This window comes from Terriglobales bacterium (genome assembly GCA_035573675.1).
GTDB lineage: Bacteria > Acidobacteriota > Terriglobia > Terriglobales > Acidobacteriaceae > DATMAB01.
This window is the reverse complement of record DATMAB010000015.1, coordinates 54,061-78,026: the sequence shown is the minus strand read 5'-3', so window position 1 is coordinate 78,026 and position 23,966 is coordinate 54,061. Positions and strand designations below refer to the sequence as shown.

The window sequence follows — 23,966 nt, the reverse complement described above, 5'->3', positions numbered from 1 at the left end:
CGAGCGCCTATCGGCCTCGAGCCCGGGGAAGGAAGCCTCCGCCGAACCCCTAGTTCGAGGTGGCGACGAAGCTGATGGTCTTGTTCACGGCGCCCGCAGCGTCCGAGTGCTCGATGATCAGCTCGAACGTGTGCGAATCGTTGGCGTCGTAGTTACCGGTAGCGGTGATGGTCTTGGCGGAGCCGTCGGAAATATCCACGTTGTCGATTTCCCAGGCGTAGACGGCGTCGGCGGCGCTCAGAGTAGCCTCCAGCGTGTAGTCGCTGCTGCTCAGGTTGGCCTTCTCCACCCGGACCAGGAACGGGGTGCTCAGCGTCCAGTCAGTCACTCCGTTCACCGATTTGGTGACCCCGGCCGGGACGCTGCCGCCATAGGCCTTCACGTTGCCGAAGGCCATGGTGGCCGCGTTGCTGCCTGATCCGGTCAGGCTGATGCCGCTGCCCGAGGATACGAAGGTCAGGCTGATGGAACTCTCCACCGTGGCCGATACCGTCATGGTGCCGGAGCTGGTGTCGGCGGCTGCCAGTCCCGCGGTCAGGACCAGCACTGCGAACATGCTTGCGATTGAAGTCAGGCGTTTCACTTTGGGTCTCCTTGTTGACTGTCGGTCTCGTTTCGCAGGAGTCCCTGATCGCGGGTGGCAACAGAGCTCGCTGCTCGCTCCCTGTGACTGCAATCTCTGCACCAAATCGGAACTACTTTCCCGTACTTGTGCCTAATTGGTTCTGCCGTATCAGTTTGGGAATACCGGGGCCGGTGGCGAATCGGTCTCCCGGCTGACCGCCATCTCTGAGCCTCGGACAAATCCATCCCGATGCAGGACGGAACTAGGAAGGCGGGGGCGGGCCGTAGCGGCAGTAAAGCCGCGAAGCTGCCTGCCCGGCCACGTCGCCGGCTCAGCCGAGCACGCACTGTCCGCTTTTTCCAGAAGATGGACGGCCCGTCTTGCTGCTGGACGAACGCTCTACCTGCCTGAGGAGAACGCAAACCCCAAAACCTTATCCTGCAACAACTTCAACTCGCCCGCCATGTGGCATCGCAAATGCTTTTCGCCAATTCCGAGAGAGCGGGACCGCAGGACCGGTGGTTCTGATGTCCCGGAATGAAGACGTGGATTTCGGCCAGCGCGCGCCCGGGCAGTGCCCGTTACACCGCTCCACGGGAGCCGGCGGAGCGCCCGCTAGCGGGCTGGATCCATAAAACCCCGCCCAGGCCGCAGCCTTAGCGGCCTGGGTATTTTTCAGAGGTGGAAGGCACCCCGCGTCTGGATCGGCTAGACACATGTCTACGGCAAGAGAAGCAGTACGGCATCAGGCAGAGGAAGGCACGTACCGGCGGTTATTCGAGAGGAATCTGACTGCCCTGTTTCGCACCACGCTCGACGGCCGCCCCCTCGATTGCAATGACGCCTTCGCGCGCTTGTATGGCTACGAATCGCGGGAGGAAGTGCTGCAGAGTTCGTGTGAGAGCTTCTACTGCAAGCCGGAGGATCGCCAGGCGTACGTTGCGCGGCTGCAGCGGGACGGTGTGGTCCACAACTACGAGTTGTGCTGCCGGCGCAGGGACGGGACGCCGATCTGGGTGCTTTCCAATGCCATCCTGGTTTGCGGAACGAACGGCGAGCCGGATGTCATCGAAGGCACCGACGTCGACATCACCGAGCGCAAGCGCGCCGAGGGCCGGCTGCAGGAGAGCGAGCGGCTGTTCCGCACGCTGGCCGAGGCGGCACCGGTGGCCATCGGCATTCTCGACGAAGGCCGCCTGGTCTACGTGAACGCCGCGGCGGAGGAACTCTTCGGCCGCTCGCGGGAAGAACTGGTGTCCGCAGACCTTTGGCCGCTCATCCACCCGGAGAGCGTACCCCTGATGCAGCAGCGCGCCGCGGCGCGACTTCGCGGCGAGCCGGTTCCCTCACGCTACCAGGTTCGCATTCTCCGCAAGGACGGAACTGCGCGGTGGCTGGATGTGGGCGCAGCCAGGAGCGAATTCGCCGGCCGGCCCTGCATCGTGCTGGCCGGCTATGACATCACGGACCACCGGCAGGCGGAGGCAAGCCTGCGCCAGAACCACGAACTGCTGCACGCTGTGGCCGAGGGCACCAGTGATGCCGTATTCGTGAAGGACCTGGAAGGCCGCTACCTGATGATCAACTCCGCGGGCGCCGCGGCGCTGGGACACACCATCCAGGAGGTTCTAGGCTGGACCGACTTCGAGTTGCAGCCGCGTGATGTGGCCGAAATATTCCGTGCGGGCGACTTGGCGGCGCTCAACACCGAGGGGGCTGTGACCCACGAAGAGCGGGCGGTCTCGCCCACCGGGGTGCGCTATTTCCTCGCTACCAAGGCCCCGTACCGGGATGCAGAAGGCGCCCTAAAGGGCGTCATCGGAATCTCTCACGACATTACCGAACGCAAGCGCGCCGAAGAAGAACTGCGCATCCGCACCACAGCCCTGGAAGCGGCGGCCAACGCCATCATCATCACCGATCGCCAAGCCAACATCGTCTGGGCCAATCCGGCCTTCACCGAGCTCACCGGGTATTCGCTCGAGGAAGCCGTAGGCCTCAACCCGCGATTCCTGCAGTCAGGGCGCCACGGAAAGGGCTTCTATCAGGAGGTGTGGCAAACCATCCTTTCCGGCCGCACCTGGAAGGGCGAGATCTACAACCGTCGCAAGGATGGTTCCATCTACGTCGAGGAAATGACCATCACACCGGTGGCACAAGGCGGCGAAGTCACGCATTTCGTAGCCATCAAGCAGGACGTAACGGAGCGCCGGCAGGCGGAGGAGGCGCTGCGGCGGAGCGAAGAGCGCTATCGCCTGGTCACGCGGGCGACCAGGGACGCCGTCTGGGATTGGAACGTGTGGACGGGCGAGTTGGTCTGGAACGACGCCGTTGAGACCCTGTTCGGACAGCGGCCCCCCACTGCGGACGAGGATGGTTATGCCTGGTGGCTGGAGCGTGTGCACCCGGAGGATCGGGAGCGCACTTCCACAGCCCTGCAGTCAGCCCTGAAGGGAAACGATTCGGTCATCGACCTCGAATACCGCTTCCGCCGGGGCGACGGATCCTATGCAACCGTCATCGACCAGGGATACATCATCCGCACCGAGAAAGGCGAGCCCCTGCGCATGATCGGCGCCATGGCGGACATTACCGCGCGGCGGCAGGCCGAGGAGAACCTGCGCCAGTCCGAAGAGAAGTTCTCCAAGGCCTTCCATTCCAGCCCTACGCCCATGACAATCAGTTCGCTGCACGATGGCCGTTATCTCGATGTGAACCAGGCCTTTCTCCAGATGACGGGCTATTCCCGCGGCGAACTGATCGGCCACAGCGCCCTGGAATTGGGCATGTGGTGCGACCCGGCCGACCGCGGGCGCTGGATTGCGAGCCTGCAGAGCGCTGGAGGAGTCATCGACCATGACTTCGCATTCCGGCATAAGAACGGAGAGCGGCGCATCGGAGTGGTTTCAGCCCACATCATTCAGGCCGAAGGAGAGACCTGCGTGCTCTCCGTCGCCCGGGATCTCACCGAACAAAGACGCGCCCAGGAAGCCTTGCGTCGCAGTGAACTTCGTTTCCGCCAGTTGTTTGAGTCCAGCTTGATCGGGTTGCACATCGCCCATCTCGACGGGCGCGTCCTTTTGGCCAACGACGCCTGGCTGAAAATGACCGGCTACACTCGTGAGGATGTGGCCGCCGGGCGTGTGAACTGGCGGACGATGACGCCGGCCGAGCACAGGGAAAGTGACGAGAAGGCGGCGGAGCAACTCCGGGCGAAGAGGTTTGCCGCTCCCTGGGAAAAGGAATACGTGCGCAAAGATGGAACTCGGGTGCCGGTGCTTATCGGAGTTTCCATGCTCGCGGGCTCGACCGACGAAGCGATGGCCTTCATCCTGGACGTCAGCGAGCGCAAGCGTGCCGAAGAAGAGCGCGAGCGGCTGTACCTCGCTCTGCAGCGCGCGGCCACGGAATGGCGTGACACGTTTGACGCCTTGCAGTCGCCCGTGCTTCTCCTGGACGGCGCCCATCGCATTCTCCGCATCAACCGCGCCGGGCAGCAGCTTGCCGGCCGGCCCTATCTGGACCTGCCCGGACTGGACATCCGCGAGTTGTCCGGCCAGCCGTGGCAGGCGGCCGCTGAGCTGGCTGGCCGGCTCTGTGAGGCGGACGAAGTGTTGAGCCTCGATATTCATGACGAACTGGCGGATCGCTCGTGGCAGATCGAGGCTTTCCCCCTGTCCGCGCCGGAAACCGAAGGCCGCACCATCCTGGTATTGCGCGATACCACCGAGCTGGTGAAGCTGCAGGAAACGCTCCTCCGGGCCGAGAGCCTTTCCACCCTCGGATCCCTGGTAGCCGGCGTGGCCCACGAGGTGCGCAACCCGCTGTTCGGCATCTCTTCCACCCTGGATGCATTCGAGGTGCGGCTGGGAACGCAGCCCGGCCATGAGCGCTACATCCGCGCCCTGCGGCGCGAGACCGACCGGATGGCGGAACTGATGAAGCAGTTGCTTGAACTGGGCAAGCCCAGCAGCCCCGATCGCATCCTTATCGACCTGCGTGAGATCCTGCAGCAGGCGGTCCAAACCTCCGCTCCCCTGGCGCGGCACATGGGCGTGAACGTTGTGCTGCGGTCCCACACGCCGGCCGATGTGCTGGCCGAGCGCCTGCGCCTGATCCAGGTCTTTCAGAACCTGTTGGAGAACTCGATCCAGCACTCCTCCGCCGGGCAGACCGTCGAAGTGGAGTGGGAAACGACCGAGGAAGCGGGAGGGCCGTCGATCGAGTGCCGTATTCTCGACTCCGGTTCAGGTATCGCCGCCGAGGACCTGGAGCACATCTTTGAGCCCTTCTTTTCCCGGCGCTCCGGCGGGACCGGCCTCGGATTGTCCATTGTGCAGCGCATTGTCGAGGAGCACGGGGGTACAATCACTATCCTGAACCGGCCCCAGGGGGGCACGGAGGCGCGGGTCTCGTTGCCGCGCGCCGCCGCGCCGGCAGTACATCTTGCGGACGCGGAGACCATCCCCGTCCAGTAGGAGCGGCCGTGGCCAAGTACAAGATTCTGGTGGTCGACGACGACGAAGCCATTCGCTTTGCCGTCCAGGACTATCTCGAAGCCCACGGCTTCGATGTGGCCGATGCCGGTAATTGCCGCGCGGCGGAAGACCAGTTCCGCGGCCTGCGCCCCGACGCCGCCCTGCTGGACTACTCCTTGCCGGACGGAACTGCGCTCGACCTCCTGCCCCGCCTGCGCGCCATCGACTCCAACGTTCCTCTGATCGTGCTGACGGCGCACGGCTCTATCGACCTGGCCGTCCGCGCCATCAAGGAAGGCGCCGAGCAGTTCCTCACCAAGCCGGTCGAGCTTCCCGCGGTGTTGCTGGTTCTGCAGCGGGCGCTGGAGAACCAGCGCAATCGCCAGCGGCAGATTGCGGGCAAGACCCGCCAGGCCCGCGAGGCCATCGACCCCTTCCTCGGCTCCAGTGCCGCCATCCGCCAGCTTGCCGATTCCGCCAGCAGGATCGCAGCCAGCGAAAGCCCGGTGCTCATCCGCGGCGAGACCGGCACCGGCAAGGGCGTGCTGGCGCGCTGGCTGCACACCAACGGGCCACGCTCGGAAGAGCCTTTCGTGGACCTGAACTGCGCCGGCCTGAACCGCGACTTCCTGGAAACCGAACTCTTCGGCCACGAAAAGGGAGCGTTTACCGGCGCCGTGAGCGCCAAGCAGGGCCTTCTGGAAGTGGCACACCGCGGCACCATCTTCCTGGATGAGATCGGCGACGTGGACTTGCAGGTGCAGCCCAAGCTCCTGAAGGTGCTGGAGGAGAAGTCGTTCCGCCGCCTGGGCGAGGTGCGGGACCGCCGCGTGGATATCCGCCTGATTGCCGCCACGCACCAGGACTTGGCCGCCCTCGGCAAGCAGGGCCGTTTCCGCAGCGACCTTTATTTTCGCATCAGCACCGTTCCGCTCTACGTGCCGGCGCTCCGCGAGCGGAAGGAAGACATCCCCGCACTGGCTGAACACCTGTTGCAGCGTCTGGCGGCGGACCTCGGGCGATCCGGACTGGGTTTGGCCGACGATGCCATCGAAGGCCTGCAGTCCTACTCCTGGCCGGGCAACATCCGCGAGCTGCGCAACGTGCTGGAACGAGCCGCGCTGCTCAGCGGCCAGCCTGAAATTCGGCGCCGCGACCTTCATTTCGACTCCCAGGCTGCGGCCGCCGCCAGCGGAGACGAATCTGCACTGACCCTGCTGGAACTGGAGAAGCTCCACATCGCCAGGATCCTCCAGCAGGAGCAGGGACGGGTGGAGCAGGCCGCCCGCCGGCTCGGCATTCCCCGCAGCACGCTCTACGAGCGCATCAAGAAGCACGGCCTGGCCCCGTCCAAGTCCTAGAGAGCTTCCAGCCGCCAGACAACGGATCCCGTTGGCCTGAATTGCGCTGGCCCTATCCCATTGATATCGCTCCACGTAACCCGGCATCCCGGCGCCGTCGCGTTGGCCCTTGGCTTGCTCTCCTCAGGGCGGGCCGCACCCGTAGCCACGCCGGCCCGAGAACGGAGCACCTTTCGGCTTATGCCGCAGCAAATCCTTCTGGTGGAAGACGAGGAGACCATCCTCAACTCCATGGCAGACTTTCTGGAAGCCCACGGCTACGTGGTGGACCGCGCCCAGGAGCTGGCCGCGGCCCAGGCCCTGCTCGCCAACTATCGCTACGACCTCGTGATTACCGATCTGCGCCTCAGCTCCGTGAACCGCGCTGAGGGCCTGAGCCTGATCGAGGAGATTTACGAGCGCTATCCCTGGACCAAGGTCATCCTGCAGACGGCTTATCGCTCCCCGGAAGTGGACGCCGAATGCCGCCTGAACCGGGTGCACGCCGTGCTGGACAAACCGCAACCCCTGCCTGAACTGCTGAAGGTCGTACGTAAGGTCCTGGGTGGTGAGAAATGAAAACCGGATGTCTTCTCCCTGCCGTCCTCGAACCGGGTGGGCTTTCCACCCGTCTGCAGCCCATCTTCGAAGTCTCCTCCCGTGGCCAGCGGCTGCACGCCGTCGAAGCCCTGACGCGTGGGCCTAAAGGGACCATCCTCGAGCCGGCCGGAGTCCTCTTTGAGTACGTTCGCCGCAAGCGGCAGGAGGCGGCCGTCGACCGCGCCTGCGTGCGCACCATCCTCGACGCCGTCCGCGATCTGCCGCCGGATGTGGATGTCTCCCTCAACGTTCATGCCTCCACCTTGGGTAGCGAACGCGATTTCGCCGGCTTCCTGCTGGAGACCGCCGCCACGAATTCTGTGGCCCCCTCGCGCCTCATTCTTGAGGTCGTGGAACAAACCCCTTCCTGGGACCGGCCGAACCTGATCTCCTGCCTCAACCTGCTGCGTGAGAACGAAGTCCGCATCGCCCTGGACGACCTGGGCAGCGGCCACTCGCACTATCGCATGCTGCTGGACTGCAAGCCCGACTACGTGAAGGTGGACTCGTCGATCGTTGTCGGTTGTGTCTCCGATCCCTACCGACGCGCTGTTCTGGATTCCATCCTGCATCTGGGCCGCGAGTTCGGGGCCCAGCCCGTCATCGAAGGCGTGGACCGCTACGCCGATTTGGAAGTCCTGCTGGCCATGGGCTTCACCCTGATTCAGTGTTACCTGCTGGCTGCCCCCATGACCGTCGATGAACTCCAGGCTTGCGAGTGGTTCGCCGGCCGCTCCGGCTACGTCCGGCCCAGCTTGCTCCTCAGGGAGATGGCGGCCAGCCGGAAAATGCCCGCCTCGGCGAATCCCCTGGCGCCGGCCCTGCTGCAGTTGGAGTTCGGCGGCTAAGCCTGCGCTACTTCATTCCTCACGGCGTAGCGCACCAGGTCGCTCAGAGAGCGGAAGTGCCGCTTGCTCATGATGTGGGTGCGATGGCTCTCCGCCGTCCGCCCGCTGATTCCCAGCCGCTCCGCCACCCCTTTATGGCTGCTTCCCTCACGGACAAGGCTGCATCACCCGTAGTCTGCTGAACTAGCCCTGGGTGCCTGAATCCCGAATTTTATAGATTGTCCTCCAACTGCTAGTTGTGAAAGAATTTATCGGTTGAAGAACCCGATTGCCCTGTCGCACGCGCCGAATCCACCGGTTGTTCCGATACCGAAACAGAATGGGGCCCTAGTAAGAAAACCGTAGGACGCCGTGCGAATCTGGTGGTAGCGGCCGGGCGCCCTTGCCGGTGGATTCGTCATGCGCACACTGTCTTCACGCTCGCTTGCGCTGCGCTACGGCATTGCCGTATTGTCCACGGCCCTGGCCCTGGTCCTCACCTTCCTGATACCCGGTATCAGGGAAGACCCGTTCTTCAGCTTCTTCACCGTAGCGGTTGCGGTCAGCGCCTGGTTCGGTGGCTGGCCGGGTGGAATGCTTGCCACCCTGCTCAGTAGTGTCGCCACCGCTTATCTCTTCCTCCGGCCCGCTCAATCTCTATCCATCGAGAGCGAAGGCGCCATCCGCTTGCTTGCCTTCGACCTGGCCGCCCTCCTGCTTACCGCACTCGTGGTCTCGTTCCGCTCCACCAAGAAGGCTCTTTCCGGCGCCGAGGAGCGTTATCGCCTGCTCTTCGAGCAAAGCCCGCAGCCCATGTGGGTGTATGACGCGGAAACCTTGCGCTTCCTGGCCGTCAACGATGCCGCTGTGGCCCGCTACGGCTACTCACGGGATGAATTCCAGTGCATGACCATCAAGGACATTCGTCCTTTCGAGGACGTACCCAGGCTCATCGAGAGCGCCCAACTCGCGGAGCATCAGGACGCTCTCGAGGCCGGCGAGTGGCGTCATCGCAAGAAGGACGGAACGGTCTTCGATGTACTGATCAGCTCCCACAGGATTGCCTGGGAGGGCCGGCCTGCGCGCCTGGTGCTGGCCGCCGACATTACCGAGCGCAAACGGGTTGAGGACGCCCTGCGCGAGAGCGAAGCCAAGTTCCGTGCCGTGTCCGAAACCGCTCCCACCGCCATTCTCATCCACGACGGCGCCCGCATCCTTTATGCCAATCCGGCGGCCGAGCAGATCACCGGCTACCGCTGGCCGCAGGATTCCCGCATCGACTTCTGGCAAGTGGTCCATCCCGACTTCCGTGCCCAGGTGCGGGAGCGCGCGCAGGCGCGCCTGCGCGGGGAGCATCCGCCTGGGCAATACCAGTTCAAGATCGTCCGTCAGGACGGCGAGGAACGCTGGCTCGACCTGAGCGCCACCCAGATTGACTTCGAGGGGCGTCCCGCCCTGCTTTGCGTCGGCTATGACATCACCGAAGCCAGGCAGACCGCCGAAGCCCTGGCCCGCTCTGAGACCAACTACCGCTCGCTGGTCGAGAACGCTCCCTACGCCATCTATACCTCCAGCATCAGCGAGGACCGCTTCACCTCGGTCAATCAGGCGCTGGTAAAAATGCTCGGCTACGGGTCGCGGGAGGAAGTCCTGGCCCTGCGCCTTTCCACCGATGTCTACTGGGACCCGGCCGATCGTCGCCAGGTGATCGGCCGGGCGCTTCTGACAGACACCTTCACCGGCTACGAGCTGGACTTCAAGCGCAAGGACGGCTCCCGGGTCAGCGTGCGTTTGGGCGGGAGGACGTTGAAGGACGCTCAGGGGAAGGCGTACGGCTTCGAGGGCATCCTGGAGGACATCACCGAGCGTCGCCAGCTTGAGCAGCAGCTCTATCAGGCGCAGAAGATGGAGGCCATCGGAGTGTTCGCGGGCGGCCTGGCCCATGACTTCAACAATCTCCTCATGATCACGCAAAGCTACGCCACCATGCTGCGGGAGAGCCTTCCCGAGGGCGACCGCCTTCACCGGCATGCGGAAGCCATCCTGAAGGCGGCGGAACGCGGCGCCCGTCTCACGCGGCAGCTCCTCGCCTTCAGCCGCCGCCAGGTGCTCGCGCCCCGCGTGCTGAACGTCAACGAGCTGCTGGCCGAACTCGGCGAGATGCTCCCCCGCCTGATCGGCGAAGACATCAAGGTGCGCATGGTCCTGCAACCCGGGATCGGACGCGTGCGCGTCGATCCCGGCCAATTGGAGCAGGTGGTCATGAATCTGGCCACCAATGCCCGCGACGCCATGCCCAAGGGCGGTACGTTAACCATCGAGACCGCAGAAGTCGAACTGGATCAGGGTTACGTTCAGAACCACGTCGGGAGCCGCCCGGGACGCCACGTGATGGTGGCCCTGAGCGACACGGGCGTGGGCATGGACGCTGAAACCCGCTCTCACATCTTCGAGCCTTTCTTCACCACCAAGGAGGCCGGCCGCGGCACCGGCCTGGGTCTTTCCAGCGTCTACGGCATTGTGAAGCAGAGTGGAGGCTCCATTTGGGTGTACAGTGAGCCCGGACGGGGCTCGACCTTCAAGATCTATCTGCCGCTTGCGGAAGGCGTGCAGGAAGATGCCGCCGCAGTCGCGGCCCCGCCTCCGCCCGCCACCGGCCGCGAGCTGACCGTGCTGCTGGTGGAAGATGAGGAGGCCGTGCGCGAGGCCACGACGGACTACCTCCAGGTACGCGGCTTTCGCGTCCTGGCCGCTCTCAGTGGCGCCGAAGCACTCCAGCTCGCCGAGCAAACCCCGACGCCTATCCACGCTCTGGTCACCGATATCGTCATGCCCGGCATGACCGGCCCCGAGCTGGCTCACCGGTTCGCCGAACTGCGGCCCGAGGTCCGCGTGGTCTTCACTTCCGGATATACCGGCGATACCGTGCTTTCTCAGGGCATGCTGAAGCCCGGCTCCGTCCTGCTGCAGAAGCCTTTTCCCCTGGAAGAATTGGTGCGCACACTGAGGAGATTGACCGCGCTGGACGGCAACTCCTCACCGTAATCCCTTCGTTGCAGTAAAGGCTGTTCCCCTGCCTCTATTTGCCGCGACGGAACCGTGGCGTATCTCATCTAAATAAGTAGGAGGTAGAACCGGGAGGCAAGCGATGAAGTACCTGCGCAGTGCGTTGGCGCTTTTGGCGCTGTGCTCCGCGATGGCTCTGGCCCAGGGCCCCCGGGAGCAGGACTGGAAAGCTTTGGGCACCCTGAAGAATGCGCGTTTCGTTTATGTGACCAGCTACGATGGGCCGCAGTTCTCGCCTAACCTGTTCCCCGAGGACCGGGCGGCCATCGCGCGCGTCCAAGAAGAGGTCCGGAGGTGGCCCGGCTACACCCTGGTCTACCGGCCCTGGCAGGCCGACATGATCCTGGCCGTCCAGGCCCGGCCTTCGGAAGACGTTTTGGCGGTCTACGCCCGCGGCATGTGGCCGGGCGGGACTTATCTGTGGCGTGCCTCGCGAGAGAATGGATTCTCAGCGGAACACTCCGCTCTGCTCAGCGCGCTGAAAGCGGACCTGGATCGTACCAAGGCTGAAGATGTGCGTTAAGCTCAGGGTATTATGAAGAGGGCGCTGCACAGAGCGATTCTCCTCGCTGCCTTGCTGGCAGCGCTTGCCGCACCCGTCGTCGGTCAGAACGAAAGGGAGTTCGACGCCTTTTACGCCTCCTTCAAGCAAGCGGTCGCCCAAAAGGACGAAGCCGCCCTTCGGGAGATGATGGCGCCGCGTTTCGCTTTCATCCGCGGCACCAACGTAGCGCCCGACATCGTCTTCCAGGGACTGGCCGCCGACAACGGCCGCCAATGGCTGAACCTGCAGCAGGCCGTGCAAGGCCAGCCCATCGTCTATCGTGGCAAGCAGGGCCGCCTGTTCCGCGTCTTACCCTGTACCCCCACCGACGTCATCTACAACTGCGCCGTCGTCTTCTTGCAGGATGCGGAAGGCCGCTGGCGGTGGAAGGGCATGATCATGCCCACCCGGTAGGCGTGCCGCTCGGGCTCGCCCCGGAAGCCTGAAGCCGATTCGGGTTTGACTCGCCTTCCACGCGCAGATAACATTGGCGGTTCTGTCGCGGACTCCCTCACGATGCTAGGCCAGACCGTCTCTCATTACCGCATCACGGAAAAGCTCGGGGGCGGCGGCATGGGAGTGGTCTTTCGCGCTGAAGACACGCGCCTGAACCGCAGCGTGGCGCTCAAGTTCCTCCCGCAGGAGTACTCGGGCGATGAGTCAGCCGTGGAGCGCTTCCGGCGCGAAGCCCGCGCCGCCTCCGCCCTGAACCACCCCAACATCTGCACCATCTACGATGTCGATGAGTTCTCCGGCCAGCCCTTCATCGCCATGGAACTGCTGGAGGGCGAAACCCTGCGGCACCGCATCGCTTCCATGGGCGCCTTCCCGGTGGACACGCTGGTCGAGCTGGCCCATCAGATGGCCGATGCCCTCGACGCCGCCCACAGCAAGGGCATCGTGCATCGCGACATCAAGCCCGCCAACATCTTCCTCACCCGTCGCGGACAGGTAAAGATCCTCGACTTCGGTTTGGCCAAGCTTTTGCCCATGCGCCAGAAGGTCGGGGAGGCCGTCGCGGTGATGGCGGAAACTGCCGGTGGTCTGGCGGGCTCCGACACGCTCACCAGTCCCGGCTCCACCGTCGGCACCGTGGCTTACATGTCGCCGGAACAGGCTCGCGGCGAAGAGCTCGACGCCCGCACCGACCTCTTCTCCTTCGGCGCCGTGCTGTACGAAATGGCCACCGGCGAGCTTCCCTTCCCGGGCAATACCTCGGCCGTGATCTTCGACGGCATCCTCAATGTCATCCCCAAGTCGCCGCTGCGGCTGAATCCCGAACTCCCCACCGAGATGGTCCGCATCATCGGCAAGGCGCTGGAGAAGGACAAGCGCATGCGGTACCAGAGTGCGGCCGAAACGCGCGCCGACCTGGAACGCGTGAAGCGCGACCTCGATTCCGGCCGCAAGCGCGCGGTCGAGGGCCGGCCCGCGGCGGTCCCGGACGCGGAAAAGTCCGTCGCCGTCCTCTACTTCGAGAATCTGAGCGACTCCCGCGAAGACGAATATTTTCGCGACGGCATGACCGAGGACATCATCACCGAGCTGGCCAACATCAAGGGCCTGCGCGTATTCCCGCGCGCGGCCGTGCTGGCTTATCGCGATAAGGCCGGCAGCGCGCAACAGATCGGCCAGGAGCTCAACGCCGCCTACGTCCTCATGGGCAGCCTGCGCCGCGCCGGCAACCGCCTGCGCATCACGGCGCAGCTTGCCCAGACGGCGAGCGGCCACACCCTGTGGGCCAAGCGTTACGACCGCGAGATGTCCGACGTCTTCGAGGTTCAGGACGAGATTGCCCGCAACATCGCTCAGGCGCTGCGCGTCGCCCTCTCCCCGCAGGAAGAGCAGCAGATCGCGCAGAAACCCACCGAGAACGCTCAGGCCTACGACTTCTATCTGCGCGGGCGCAGCTATACCCGGCAAATGAACCTGGAATTCGCCATCGAGATGTACGAGCGCGCTATCGCCCTCGATCCCACCTTCGCCATGGCGTACGCCGGCCTGGGCCTGGTGTGCGGCATTTACTACGAGTTCCGGGAGCAGAATCCGCGCTGGATCGAGCGCGGGCTGGCGGCCTGCGACCGCGGCATGGCTCTGCAGCCCGATTTGCCCGAGGTCTTGGCGGCTCGCGGCCGCGTCGCCTTCGCGCAGAAGAAGTATGACGAGGCCATCCGCTACGCCCAGGAGGCCATCGCGCGCAAGCCCAACTGCGAAGGCGCGTACGACGTGCTGGGACGCTCGTTGTTTAACTCAGACAGGTTTGAGGAAGCGGCCGACATCGCCGAGCAAGCCGTTCAGGCCAGCGGCGATGACTACAACGTCTACGTCCCCTTTGAGCTTTCACTCGAACGGCTGGGCCGCAAGGCCGTAGCCCACCAATTCGCGCTGCGGCACATCCGCGCTCTGGAGCAGCAGCTCGAACTGGTGCCGGAAGATGTCCGCGCGCGCATGCTGCTGGCCAACCGCTACGCCGGCCAAGGCAACATCGACGACGCCATCCGCGAATTGCAGATCGCGGTTACGATGCGCCCCAAGGACTCCAACATCCTCTATAACGCCGCCTGCACCTACGGCATCCTGGGGAAGAAACCTGAAGCTCTCGCCACCCTCAGGCGCGCCAAGGAGGCCGGCTACAGCAATCTCGACTGGATCGCGCGCGACCCCGACTTCAACTGCCTGCATGGCGACCCGGAGTTCGAGCGCCTGGTGAAAGAACGATAGGAAGCACCGCATCCTAAGCGCTGGGATTTGCCGCAGGTCGCACGGGCCGGCTAGCGCTCCATCATCGCCCCCACGACCGCCAGCATCGCGTACACCACGACTCCCGCAGCTCCTGCGATCCCCGCGACCAGGCACCAGGTACGGGCGCTGCGCGAACTGGCCTGTGCGCCGGCCAAATCTCCGGCCTGCAACTTCGTGTTGACCTGCGCCGCGTAGATGATGGCCGGTATGCCCAGCGGCAGGCAGCAGCACACGGTGACCAGAATCGCCGGGACCAGATAGTTTTCCACTTTCGCCGCCGTTGTCCCCGCCGCCGCGGGTGGCGCTGCCGGCGTAGTGGGCGTCGCGGTGGCCCGCAGAGGAGTTCCGCACTGGCCGCAGACAGTGGCCAGAGTGTCGTTCTGGGTGCCGCACTGCTGGCAGTAGATGACGGCCATCTTCTTCGCCTCGAGATCCGGAGAATTGGCCCGCAAACATAAACCGCGCCCGGCGGTTTGCAAAGCACTTTTTCAAACCTCCCGCCAGCAAAAAGGCCGCCGAAGCCTCGGCGGCCCTGAAGTGGAGATTCCGCTTCCTAATTGCCGGGTGTGGCCTGGGCGGTCTGCACCGGATTGCCGTCGAGGTCGCGCACTTCCACCGTGCCCAGCCCCAGCTTCTCGATCTCCGGCTGGATCTTCGAGCGGTCGCCCACGCTCACCACGATCATGTGTTCCGGAGTCAGATACTTCTGCGCCACGCGGCGAACGTCCGCCGCAGTGACCTCATCCACCGCCTTGGGCAGCTCGCTGTAGTAGGTGAGCGGCAGGTCATACACGTACATGTCGCGCACCGTATTCACCGCCTGCAGCGTGGTTTCGAACAGGCCGGGCAGCGAACGGGAGATGAAGTCCTTCGCGATGCGCAGCTCCTCCGCCGTGAGGTCGGTGTTCCGCATGCGCTCGATCTCCTTGAAGATCTCTCCTATCGCCGGAGCCGTCACGTCGGTCCGGATGCTGCTGCCGGCAAAGAACGGACCAGGCCCGCGGCGATAGACAAAAGCCGAAAAGGCGCCGTACGTGTAACCATGCTGCTCCCTAAGGTTCAGGTTGATGCGGCTGGAGAACAGGCCTCCCAGCGTGGTGTTCATGACCTCCAGTGGCACGTAGTCCGGCGAGGAACGCGGAACACCGACCTGCCCGACGCGCACATAGGTCTGCGGCGCGCCGGGCTTGTCCACGATCACCACCCGTCGTGCGCCCGCGATGGGCGCTTCCGGAGGTGTCGCCTTCTCTCCCTGCCCGCTCCAGTCCCCGAAGTACTTTGTCGCCAGGCTGCGCAGTTCCGCCTCGCTCAAAGCTCCTGCTACCACCAGCGCGCTGTTGCCCGGCACATATCGTTGTTTCCAGAAACCGGCCAGATCCTCGCGGGTGATGGCCTTATTGGACGTCTCCGTGCCCAGGTCGATCGTGCCGTAGGGATGTCCGGAGCCGTACAGCTCGCGGTAGAACGTGCGGATGCCGAGCTGGGTCGGATTGTCCCGCTGCTGCAGCAGCGTGGTCAGACGTTCCTTGCGGACCCGCTCGATCTCCGCCGGTGTGAACGCCGGATGCAGGGCCACATCGGAAAGGATCTCGAACAACGCCTCGGCATTGCGCGTGAGACTCCGCATGGTCACTGAGGCGTAGTCGGCGGTCGAGGTGGCGGCCAGCGTGGCGCCGATCTTGTCCACGTCCTGCGCCAGCTGCAAAGTCGCGCGCTTTTCGGTGCCTTCGTCCAGCATGTCGGCGGTGAACGAGGCCGTTCCCGGACGGCCCTTCGGATTCGCCTCGCTGCCCGCCAGCACCGCCAGGTTGACCGAGATAACGGGCAGGTTGTGCCGCTCGAGCAGGTACACGTTCAGGCCGTTGGGCAACTGGAACTTCACCGGGGCCGGCAGGCTCAGTTTGGAAACCGGGCCGGGTTTCGGCGGTTGCGCGCGCCAGGTCTCGTCTGGCATGGTGCCCGCCATCTCCTGCTTCTTCTGCTCGGCTTCGGATGCCGTCTTGCGCGGTACATCGTCGATGACCTTCTCGCCCGGCACTCCGTACACCACCACGCGGGCGTTTCTCGTCAATTGCTCCCGCACGTACTTGCGCACGGACTCCGGCGTCGCCTGGTCGTAGCGGGCCAGATCTTTGGGCAGGTAGCCGGGATCGCCGAGATAGTGGTTGTACTGGTTCAGGCGGTCGGCTACGCCGCCGAAACCTCCCAGCGTCTCCAGCCCGCGGATGATGGTGGACTGAATCACGTTGCGCGCCGCTTCGATTTCGGCCGCAGTCGGTCCCTGCTCCCGCAACTTCTCGACTTCCTCGGTGATTGCCGCCTCCAGCTGCTCCGGCTTGACGCCCGGTTTCGCCGTAGCCTCGATCGCGAATACCGAGCCCAGGATCAGCGAGTTCTGTGTGACGTTCACGCTCTGCGCGATCTGGTCTTCATAGACCAGCCGCTTGTACAGGCGGCTCGACTTCCCCTGGCCCAGGATGCGGGCGGCCAGATCGAACTCGGCGTCGCCCGGCTTGTAGACGGGCGAAGTGATCCACGCCAGGTACACCTTGGGCAACTCCACCCGGTCGGTCACGACCTTGCGGCGCTCGGAGGTGATGGGCGGCGTCTTCACGTTTAGCGGCTCGACCGGTGGCCCGGCTGGGATGCTGCCGAAATATTTCTCCACCAGCGCCTTGGCCTGCGCCTTGTCGAAATCGCCTACGATGGCCAGGCTGGCATTGTTAGGCGCGTAGTACTGCTTGAAGAAGTCGCGCACGTCGTCCAGATGGGCCGCTTCCAGGTCGGCGTGCGAGCCGATCACGTACGCGTAATAAGGATGGCCCTTGGGAAACAGTTGCTGGTACACCGCCTCTTCCACCAGCCCGTACGGCGGGTTCTCCACACCCTGGCGCCGCTCGTTGCGGACCACGTCGATCTGGTTGGTCAGCTTGGCCTGGTCGAGCGTGTCCAGCAGATATCCCATGCGGTCGCTTTCCAGCCACAGCGCCAGCTCGAGCTGGTTCGAGGGCAGGGTTTCGAAGTAGTTGGTGCGGTCGAAGTCGGTGGTGCCGTTGATGTCGCTGGCGCCGGCGCCCTCCAGGAACTTGAAGTGCTGGTCGTCGCCGATGTGGCGCGAGCCCTGGAACATCATGTGCTCGAACAGGTGGGCGAAACCGGTGCGGCCCGGCTTCTCATGCGAGGGACCCACGTGATACCACAGATTCACTGCCACCATGGGCAGGCGATGATCCTCGGAAAGAATCACTTCCAGGCCATTCTTCAACTTGTACTTTTCGAAGGCTATGGTCGCGGAAGTAGGTGCGGCGCCGCCAGCCGCGTTCTTCGCGGCCTGGGCGGATGCCAGCGTGGCGGTCAGGACAAACACCATGGCGAGGGCAGGAAAGCCAATCCTGTAGAGCATGGGAAATCTCCTTCTGGAGTGAGGGGCTGGGGACAAGGATTCAGCCAGTTGGACGCGCTGGGTGGCAAAAGGCAATCATACAGGAATACGCGGGTGGGCGGCAGTCAGTTCCCCCGGCGGGCCCGGAGTTCCGCCACGATCTCCTCTGCGGCTTGTCGGGCGCGCTCCAGTTGGTTGGGCTCGAAGGAAATGGCGCCGACCCGCGCGTGGCCTCCGCCTCCGTAGCGTTCGCAAATGGCCGCCAGGTTGACCGCTACTGCCTCCGGCGCCCAGGGGTTCGAACCCACGGATATCTTGGTGCGAAAACTGCTCTTGCTCAACCCCACGCTGTACGTGCTCTCCGGGTGGAGATAGTAGGGGATAAACTTGCTGTAACCCTCCAGGTCGTGGTCGGTCACGTCGAAGAACACGGTGCCGTTCTTGCTCTCAGAACGCTGCCGGATGATCTCAATCGACCGCTGGTGGCGCTCCAGCAGCGGCGGCAGCAGCGAGGCCACGAAGGGCTGCTCCAGGATTTCGCTCAGCGGTTTTTCGGCCAGCAGGGGGATCAGTCGCGGCAAAAGCGTCGGATCCTGCGTGGCCTCGATGACCATGGTAAGCCGCGTGGCGGGCTCGCGCATCTCCACTGCGCTGCGCGCGTCGGGGTACTGCGCGCCGTCGATGATGTCGGCCCACCGGATCAGCTCCGCCACCGGCCGCGGATCGAACCCGTAGTGCTTCTGGGTGATGTCGGCGATGAACTTGGTGCACGACTTGTATTCGGGATCGAAGAAGCGCCGGCCATCCTGATGCTGGCGGAAATGCTCTGCGTCCTCCTTGGTCAGGAACGCGCTCTGATGATGATCGAACCACCAGGTGATGCGCGGCGACGTGGAGTACTTGAAATCGACGATCGCGTTTTCGTCGCCGGTAAAGAGCGTTTCATCAAACAGGGAGCCGGCGCGATGCACCAGGCCGGTGTACTGGAACTCGGCCTCCGCGTGCTGGCGCTCGCGATAGAAGCGCGAGAACAGCGCCGCTGAGGCGGCGCCGTCGAAACACTTGTCGTGGAAAAAAACGCGGACTCGCAAGCTCCTGTCTCACCCTACAGGCCCCGCGCCCCAACTCACCACGCATCCAGGCGTCGGGCAAAAAGCAGATAGGATGGCCAGCTTCCGGGACTTCTGTCAAGCGCTCCCATCCCGACCGCCGCCTTCCCTCAAAGCAAAAAGGCGGGAACCGCCGCTGTTCCCGCCTCCCATCCCGCGCAGAAAACCGCTAGCCCGCCTGCTTCTCTGCCAGGTCGCCGATGAACGGCAGTTTCCACTTCTGGCCCTGGTAGGCCTTGATCATGAGCACGATCCACAGGACGAACACCCCGAGTCCGGCCAGCGGCCACAGCAGGATCGTCACCAGGCCGACGCCCGGAATCGCCCCCAGAATGCCCAGCACGATGTTGATCCCGATCCAGGCCGCCAGGAAGAACAGACATTGAAAGGCATGGAAGCGGATGAACTTGTTCTTGTTGTACGGTTCGATGAGCAGCCACACGATGGCGATCACGCCGAACAAATAGCCCAGCAACGCCGCCACGTTGTCGGAAAGACCGCCGCCGGCCGTGGCTGCCCCGCCCCCGGCCGGCGGAGCGCCGGCCGCCTTGCCGCAGGACGGGCACGTGGTCTGCTGCTCGGTCATCATTGCACCACACGACGCGCAGTAACGAGCCATGGAATCCTCCCCCGGATTGAAACGGAAGCCTGAAACGCGTTCCTGCCGCTCCCCCCTCGAGCGCAGGAACCGATACGAGCTGCGCGCGGAAACTATCAGAATCCCGCCGACAAAGCAAAGAAAATTTGCGCGCTAAAACGGCCGGCGCTCGGACCGCTTCCGGCAGTCCTCGCAGATGCCATAGATCTGGAACGTGTGCCGCGTGGTCTCGTAGTGGTACTTGCGGCCGATCTCCTGCTCCAGCCGCTCCACCTCGGGAAAGAAGAACTCCACCGAGCTGCCGCACTCGGTGCAGATCATGTGGTGATGGCTGCGGCGATTGAACTGGTGCTCGTAGCGCGCGATGCCGTCGTGGAACGCCACTTCGCTGGCCAGCCCGCATTCCATCAGCAGCTTGAGCGTACGGTAGACGGTGGTGAACCCGATGCCCGGGTCCTTCTTCCGCACCATGCGGTGCAGCTCGTCGGTGGAGAGATGTTCCCGGCTTTCCAGGAAGGTATGCAGGATGGTGTCGCGCTGCTCGGTGTGCTTGTGCCCCACCTTCTTCAAGTGGCGATGGAAGATGTCCGTGGCCTCGCGCAGAGCGTCGCGCGAGATGCTCGGCTGGTCGTCAACGCGCTTGGGCAGTTCGCTGGTCCGGCTTCTCATGGCTCACCGAAATGAGGAGGAAGCGCTCCGCCTCTGGCCCCGCGGACCAGCGCGTCAAGGCTCCTCCCCGCGCGGCCAAGAGCATAACACTGGCCGCGGGATAGCTTTGGCACAATTGTACCGGCCCGGAGCCCTCCAGCGCGCCCAGCAGCAGGAACGGTTTGGCCAGCGCGTCCGCGACCTCGGCATTCCGCAGCAGCACGGTGGCGCTGCGCTTCCCTTCCAGCGCTCGCCCCGTCCGGGGATCGAGGATATGGGAGCGCCGCCCTTGCAGCTTCTCATACGTCCCGGAAGTCCCCAGCGCTTCGCCGTCCCTCAGCTCGATGAACGCCACCGGAGTGCGGCCGTCCCGCGGATCCCGTACCAAAACCGGCCAGCCGTCGCGGCAATCATCGTCACACTCGCCGGTCCCGCGCGCCGGGCTTCCCACCGCCACGATGGAGCTGCCGCCCAGATTCACGAGAGCGGCCCGTATGCCGTGTTGCCGCAAGACCTCAGCGGCGCGCTGCGCGGCATATCCTTTGGCAATGCCACCCAGGTCCACCTCCATGCCGGACTCGGCGAATTGCACTCTCCGCCCCTGGACATCGAGCCGCACCTTCCGCCAACCGACCCGGCGGCTCGCCTCTCGAACGTGCGTGTCGCCTCCGTTCCCCCGCGGAAGGAATCCATAAGCGCGTACCAGCGGTCCCACGGTGGGGTCGAATCTTCCGTCGGTTGCCTCCGCGATCCGCAAGGCGACCAACAGGCGCTCGAACAGCTCCTCTCCCGCCGGCGCCCACGGACGATCCCTGCCCTCTGCGGCCGCCGCCGTGTTCAGGCGCATCAGCTCCGAATCAGGCTTCCAGTTCGAAAGGGCATGGTCGAGGCGCGTCACTTCGGCGAACGCCGCTTCGATGGCCGCATCCGTGCGCCGGCCATCTCCGTCCACGGGATAGGCCGTGATCTCGCACAGCGTGCCCATGCGATAGCGGATCTGCTTGACCGGCGACGCTTTCTCCGCCGCCATCGCATGCAGCGTCAGCGCCAGCAGTCCGGCTGCGGCCATGACCCTCGAACTCACCGTTGCCTCACTCCTTTTCCCGCGGATAGAAGAGCTCGGTCAGCAGCAGCGTCCGCTTCACGCCGCGCGCGATGGCGTGGGAGGAAAGCGTCGCCCCGGTGTAATTGACGATGTCGCGATTCACCTGGATGGGGTCGCCGCTCTTCTTCCCCCGGAACTGCCGCAGGAAACGCTGCTCGCGCACCTCCCAGCCCCGCGATTCGCGGAACTCCATCACCGCGCAGTCTGTGATCTCGCCCTTGGCGCTTACGCCCACCATGAACGTGATGAACTCGTGCTTCCCGATCTCGTTCATGATCAGGGCATAGCCGTCCACTTTGCCCTTCGTCTTCCCGATGAAGAAAAGGAATTGCTTCTCCGGGAACCGCAGGCCGCTCTTCTCCTGGAGCTGGATGCGCTGCGCTTCACTGAGCATGCGTGTTTCTCTCTCGATGCTCTCAGACTTCGGCAGGACGATCTTCAGCGCCTGCGGCTCGGTCAAATACACCTCGGCGCCCGCCGGCGCGGACGCCAGCAGCAGATTAAGGAAAACCACGCATGCTACGACCCTGCGCATCCGTCTCAGCTTAGACGAAGCGGCGCCGGTACGCACCGGCCCGGCGCCCCCCGCTCTCAAAACGCGAACGACATCCCCAGAATCAGGCCGTTGGTGGAATCTTCATCCACCGCCGGAAAGATCAGCCGGTCTCCGTTGAGGCGGCGATTGTGTTCGAACGCCGCCTGCAAGGCGAACTGCAGGTTCGGCCTGTAGCTCACTCCTAACGTGAAGCGGTCCTGTTCCAGGTCCTGCTGGGACTTGGAGGTCACCACGCCCCCCACTACTTCGATGTCGCTGGTGGCCCGGTTCAGCCACACGCGCTCGTACCGAAAGATGGGAATGATCTGCGGATCCTCGAACGACCGCCCCAGGAACGTCTTCTTCAGCCACTTGGGCCGGGCGTGGTACTTGAAGTCGGTCCAGAAGCCCAGCCGCGTGCGAGACAGGTTGGCCAGCTCGAGTTCCACCTCCGTCTTGGTCAGGCCTCCGCCTCCCGAGGTGGCCAGGCTCTCGTTGGCTGAGTTGAACGCCGCCACCGCGAACCCGTCCAGCACCCGGTCCAGCCGCCCCATGCTGGTGTAGACAAACTCGGCTTCCGTCTCAAATCCCTTCCAGCGCCACTTGTGATCGTAGGCCAGCGAGGTCACCGGCTCGCGGAAGCTGAGGAAGCTGGGCGCATACTTGCCGTGATACCCAGAGAGCGCGAACTCGCCGTGCAGCGACGGACTGTAGGCGGCTCGCCACGCTACCGCGGTGGCAGACCGTGTGCCGTCGAAGAAACCGGAGGTCAGGCCGAGCTCTCCCTTCAGTGCCAGCACCGCCTCGCCGGGAATGCCGGCTTCGGTTTCAATCTCCTGTTCGAAGTTGAAATCCAGTGCGGCCCCGTTCAGAACGTAGACTTGGTAATCGAGCTTCCCGGTTGCGCCCGCATTGAAGCTTCCCACCAGCCCCGCGCCCAGGTCCCGCCAGGCCGATTTCACCGGCAGTACCGGCGCGTCGCGATCGGTCAGCGTGCGCCGCGGCACATCCCAGTAGTCGTCGTCATGCAGCAGGTTGAAGCGGCCCACCGGCGGCAGCACCACCCCGGCGCGCAGCCCGTGGTTCTCGGCAAAGTTGTACTGGCCCCACGCCTGTTCGATGGCGAGTTCGCCGCGGCCTTCCGTCTCCTGCTCGAGTTCCAGCTTCCCCGGTTCGAACGTGCCGCTCTTCTCCACCTCGATCCCGAACAGCCGCTCGAATTCGATCTCGCTGTACACCCGTAGCCGCGGCGCCACCCGGGCGTCAGTCGTGACAACAAAGCGCCGGAAGGTGAAGCCGCCGGCGGAGCCTCCCGGAATGTTGTTGCCGCCCGGCACATCATTGGTCTCGAAGCGAACTGACCCATAGCCTCCGATGCGCACACGATCGCCCAGCGCGATGCCCTGGCCGCGCCAATCCACATAACGCGACGCCTGGACTCCGGTCGCGGAGGGCGCCGCCTGCTCGCCGCCCGCTTGCGTGGCCATGGCAGGCTCCGTCGCCGGCCGCTCCACTTCCGTTGCAACTGAGGTCGCAGGCTGTGCACTCTGCGCTCGCAGGGCCTGCAGTTCTTCGAGCAGTGTTGCCTGCGCTTTCTTCAGGCTTTCGATTTGCTGCTGTTGTTCCTCCAATAGTTTCTGGAGTCCATCCAATCGGTCAGCCGTCGGTTGTTCCTGGGCTTGGGAGAAACCGCCTACTGTTATCGAAAGCAACAGCAAAAGCAGACAGGACGTACCCTTTTTCATTACGCGCTCCTTAACCTGGAATGTGCTACTGCCGAGACGAATCCCCTCGGAGGTTTTCGATGACCGAAGCGGCGGGATTTGGTAGGATGGCCGCGGGAAATGACGCGGGGTGTCCCACTCCGTGATCCCATCGGGCCCCGCCTATAGCCGTAGGCGGGGCCTCTAGTGTTCCGTCGTCATCCCTCCCCGTTTCCGTTCCTGGCTCCATTGCGCCAGCGTCCCTGGCCATAAAGCACCAGCCCGCTGACCAGCATGATCAGCCACCCGATCGAGACCGCATCCACCACCATGCGGCCCGGCCCGCCCAGGAGGCGGCCCGAATGCAGATCGGTTACGACGATGTCGGCCCGCACTTCGCTTCCGTCCTGCGGGCGATAGTCGGCGGGCAACCAGGCGCGGCTCACCATCTTGCCGTCCAGCCCGAACCCTTCCGTGTGCTGCATCAGGAAGCCGGTCACCAGCAGCAAGGTCAGGTTGAGCGTAAGCACCAGCCCGCCCACCGCATGCAACCGGCGCACCCAGCGCCGCCGCCCCGCGTGAGGTTCGCGCTCACCTCGTTCAGCGGGCCGCAGGGTCACCAGCGCCGTTCCCTTCTTTGCCTTCGCGGCTTCCCCTACCGGCGTGGGTCGCGCGCTCATGCTTCCCTCCTCTCCCGTGCCTGAGGAGAAAACCGCGACCGTAC

Annotated in this window: 18 protein-coding genes and 1 pseudogene; 8 read left to right on the top strand and 11 right to left on the bottom strand. The window is 64.4% G+C overall.

Annotation, left to right across the window (positions count from 1 at the left end):
- Nucleotides 1–49: 49 nt before the first annotated feature.
- Entirely contained in the window at nucleotides 50–556 is a 507-nt protein-coding gene (locus tag VNK82_05805; GenBank protein HXE90463.1) for a hypothetical protein, read from the bottom strand.
- Nucleotides 557–1,281: 725 nt separating this feature from the next.
- Here VNK82_05805 and VNK82_05800 point away from each other — a divergent pair.
- The 4 genes from VNK82_05800 (at nucleotide 1,282) to VNK82_05785 (ending at nucleotide 7,831) form a co-directional block, all read left to right on the top strand.
- Complete coding sequence (locus VNK82_05800; GenBank protein HXE90462.1) at nucleotides 1,282–5,043, top strand: PAS domain S-box protein; 3,762 nt, start codon at nucleotides 1,282–1,284, stop codon at nucleotides 5,041–5,043.
- Between the two features lie 8 nt (nucleotides 5,044–5,051).
- Nucleotides 5,052–6,404, top strand: coding sequence for a sigma-54 dependent transcriptional regulator (locus VNK82_05795; protein ID HXE90461.1), 1,353 nt, complete (start codon nucleotides 5,052–5,054; stop codon nucleotides 6,402–6,404).
- Nucleotides 6,405–6,584: 180 nt separating this feature from the next.
- On the top strand, nucleotides 6,585–6,962 hold the full coding sequence (locus VNK82_05790) for a response regulator (GenBank protein ID HXE90460.1): 378 nt from the start codon (nucleotides 6,585–6,587) through the stop codon (nucleotides 6,960–6,962).
- On the top strand, nucleotides 6,959–7,831 hold the full coding sequence (locus VNK82_05785) for an EAL domain-containing protein (GenBank protein ID HXE90459.1): 873 nt from the start codon (nucleotides 6,959–6,961) through the stop codon (nucleotides 7,829–7,831). Before VNK82_05790 ends, VNK82_05785 begins: the two co-directional genes overlap by 4 nt.
- On the opposite strand, the pseudogene VNK82_05780 reads toward VNK82_05785, so the two are convergent.
- A pseudogene (locus VNK82_05780) lies at nucleotides 7,828–7,974 on the bottom strand (LuxR C-terminal-related transcriptional regulator). The gene VNK82_05785 and the pseudogene VNK82_05780 sit on opposite strands and share 4 nt — an antisense overlap.
- Before the next feature lie 256 nt (nucleotides 7,975–8,230).
- Here VNK82_05780 and VNK82_05775 point away from each other — a divergent pair.
- The 4 genes from VNK82_05775 (at nucleotide 8,231) to VNK82_05760 (ending at nucleotide 14,141) form a co-directional block, all read left to right on the top strand.
- Nucleotides 8,231–10,855 carry a PAS domain S-box protein gene (locus VNK82_05775; GenBank protein HXE90458.1) on the top strand — a complete coding sequence of 875 codons (2,625 nt, stop codon included), beginning with the start codon at nucleotides 8,231–8,233 and terminating at the stop codon, nucleotides 10,853–10,855.
- Nucleotides 10,856–10,958: 103 nt separating this feature from the next.
- Nucleotides 10,959–11,399: a hypothetical protein gene (locus tag VNK82_05770; protein ID HXE90457.1), complete on the top strand. Its 441-nt coding sequence runs from the start codon at nucleotides 10,959–10,961 to the stop codon at nucleotides 11,397–11,399.
- 12 nt (nucleotides 11,400–11,411) lie between these two features.
- Nucleotides 11,412–11,834 (top strand): hypothetical protein, encoded by a 423-nt coding sequence (locus VNK82_05765; protein HXE90456.1) that lies wholly within the window; start codon nucleotides 11,412–11,414, stop codon nucleotides 11,832–11,834.
- A 102-nt stretch (nucleotides 11,835–11,936) separates the two neighbouring features.
- Nucleotides 11,937–14,141, top strand: a complete 2,205-nt coding sequence (locus VNK82_05760; protein HXE90455.1) for a protein kinase — start codon at nucleotides 11,937–11,939, stop codon at nucleotides 14,139–14,141.
- Nucleotides 14,142–14,191: 50 nt separating this feature from the next.
- On the opposite strand, the gene VNK82_05755 is transcribed toward VNK82_05760, so the two are convergent.
- The 9 genes from VNK82_05755 to VNK82_05715 all read right to left on the bottom strand — a co-directional run bounded on the left by VNK82_05755 (nucleotide 14,192) and on the right by VNK82_05715 (nucleotide 23,922).
- Nucleotides 14,192–14,578, bottom strand: a complete 387-nt coding sequence (locus VNK82_05755) for a CD225/dispanin family protein (protein HXE90454.1) — start codon at nucleotides 14,576–14,578, stop codon at nucleotides 14,192–14,194.
- Between the two features lie 137 nt (nucleotides 14,579–14,715).
- Nucleotides 14,716–17,565 carry a pitrilysin family protein gene (locus tag VNK82_05750; GenBank protein HXE90453.1) on the bottom strand — a complete coding sequence of 950 codons (2,850 nt, stop codon included), beginning with the start codon at nucleotides 17,563–17,565 and terminating at the stop codon, nucleotides 14,716–14,718.
- Nucleotides 17,566–17,669: 104 nt separating this feature from the next.
- Nucleotides 17,670–18,635 (bottom strand): hypothetical protein, encoded by a 966-nt coding sequence (locus VNK82_05745; protein HXE90452.1) that lies wholly within the window; start codon nucleotides 18,633–18,635, stop codon nucleotides 17,670–17,672.
- A 187-nt stretch (nucleotides 18,636–18,822) separates the two neighbouring features.
- Entirely contained in the window at nucleotides 18,823–19,272 is a 450-nt protein-coding gene (locus VNK82_05740; protein ID HXE90451.1) for a DUF4870 domain-containing protein, read from the bottom strand.
- A 132-nt stretch (nucleotides 19,273–19,404) separates the two neighbouring features.
- On the bottom strand, nucleotides 19,405–19,920 hold the full coding sequence (locus tag VNK82_05735; GenBank protein HXE90450.1) for a Fur family transcriptional regulator: 516 nt from the start codon (nucleotides 19,918–19,920) through the stop codon (nucleotides 19,405–19,407).
- Nucleotides 19,883–20,983, bottom strand: coding sequence for an FAD:protein FMN transferase (locus VNK82_05730; protein HXE90449.1), 1,101 nt, complete (start codon nucleotides 20,981–20,983; stop codon nucleotides 19,883–19,885). The genes VNK82_05735 and VNK82_05730 overlap by 38 nt, the downstream gene beginning before the upstream one ends.
- A 7-nt stretch (nucleotides 20,984–20,990) precedes the next feature.
- Nucleotides 20,991–21,539: an FMN-binding protein gene (locus VNK82_05725; protein ID HXE90448.1), complete on the bottom strand. Its 549-nt coding sequence runs from the start codon at nucleotides 21,537–21,539 to the stop codon at nucleotides 20,991–20,993.
- A 56-nt stretch (nucleotides 21,540–21,595) separates the two neighbouring features.
- The gene (locus VNK82_05720) at nucleotides 21,596–23,191 is read right to left on the bottom strand and encodes a hypothetical protein (protein HXE90447.1); all 1,596 of its coding nucleotides are present in this window, start codon (nucleotides 23,189–23,191) and stop codon (nucleotides 21,596–21,598) included.
- Between the two features lie 269 nt (nucleotides 23,192–23,460).
- Nucleotides 23,461–23,922 carry a PepSY domain-containing protein gene (locus VNK82_05715; GenBank protein ID HXE90446.1) on the bottom strand — a complete coding sequence of 154 codons (462 nt, stop codon included), beginning with the start codon at nucleotides 23,920–23,922 and terminating at the stop codon, nucleotides 23,461–23,463.
- Nucleotides 23,923–23,966 lie beyond the last annotated feature (44 nt).

What these genes read in the sequence shown, in the direction of transcription:
- VNK82_05725 (HXE90448.1), bottom strand. Translation starts at nt 21,539, where the DNA reads ATGCGCAGGGTCGTAGCATGCGTGGTTTTCCTTAATCTGCTGCTGGCG.
- VNK82_05740 (HXE90451.1), bottom strand. Translation starts at nt 19,272, where the DNA reads ATGGCTCGTTACTGCGCGTCGTGTGGTGCAATGATGACCGAGCAGCAG.
- VNK82_05770 (HXE90457.1), top strand. Translation starts at nt 10,959, where the DNA reads ATGAAGTACCTGCGCAGTGCGTTGGCGCTTTTGGCGCTGTGCTCCGCG.
- VNK82_05785 (HXE90459.1), top strand. Translation starts at nt 6,959, where the DNA reads ATGAAAACCGGATGTCTTCTCCCTGCCGTCCTCGAACCGGGTGGGCTT.
- VNK82_05805 (HXE90463.1), bottom strand. Translation starts at nt 556, where the DNA reads ATGTTCGCAGTGCTGGTCCTGACCGCGGGACTGGCAGCCGCCGACACC.
- VNK82_05765 (HXE90456.1), top strand. Translation starts at nt 11,412, where the DNA reads ATGAAGAGGGCGCTGCACAGAGCGATTCTCCTCGCTGCCTTGCTGGCA.
- VNK82_05715 (HXE90446.1), bottom strand. Translation starts at nt 23,922, where the DNA reads ATGAGCGCGCGACCCACGCCGGTAGGGGAAGCCGCGAAGGCAAAGAAG.
- VNK82_05760 (HXE90455.1), top strand. Translation starts at nt 11,937, where the DNA reads ATGCTAGGCCAGACCGTCTCTCATTACCGCATCACGGAAAAGCTCGGG.
- VNK82_05790 (HXE90460.1), top strand. Translation starts at nt 6,585, where the DNA reads ATGCCGCAGCAAATCCTTCTGGTGGAAGACGAGGAGACCATCCTCAAC.
- VNK82_05735 (HXE90450.1), bottom strand. Translation starts at nt 19,920, where the DNA reads ATGAGAAGCCGGACCAGCGAACTGCCCAAGCGCGTTGACGACCAGCCG.
- VNK82_05775 (HXE90458.1), top strand. Translation starts at nt 8,231, where the DNA reads ATGCGCACACTGTCTTCACGCTCGCTTGCGCTGCGCTACGGCATTGCC.
- VNK82_05755 (HXE90454.1), bottom strand. Translation starts at nt 14,578, where the DNA reads ATGGCCGTCATCTACTGCCAGCAGTGCGGCACCCAGAACGACACTCTG.
- VNK82_05750 (HXE90453.1), bottom strand. Translation starts at nt 17,565, where the DNA reads ATGCTCTACAGGATTGGCTTTCCTGCCCTCGCCATGGTGTTTGTCCTG.
- VNK82_05800 (HXE90462.1), top strand. Translation starts at nt 1,282, where the DNA reads ATGTCTACGGCAAGAGAAGCAGTACGGCATCAGGCAGAGGAAGGCACG.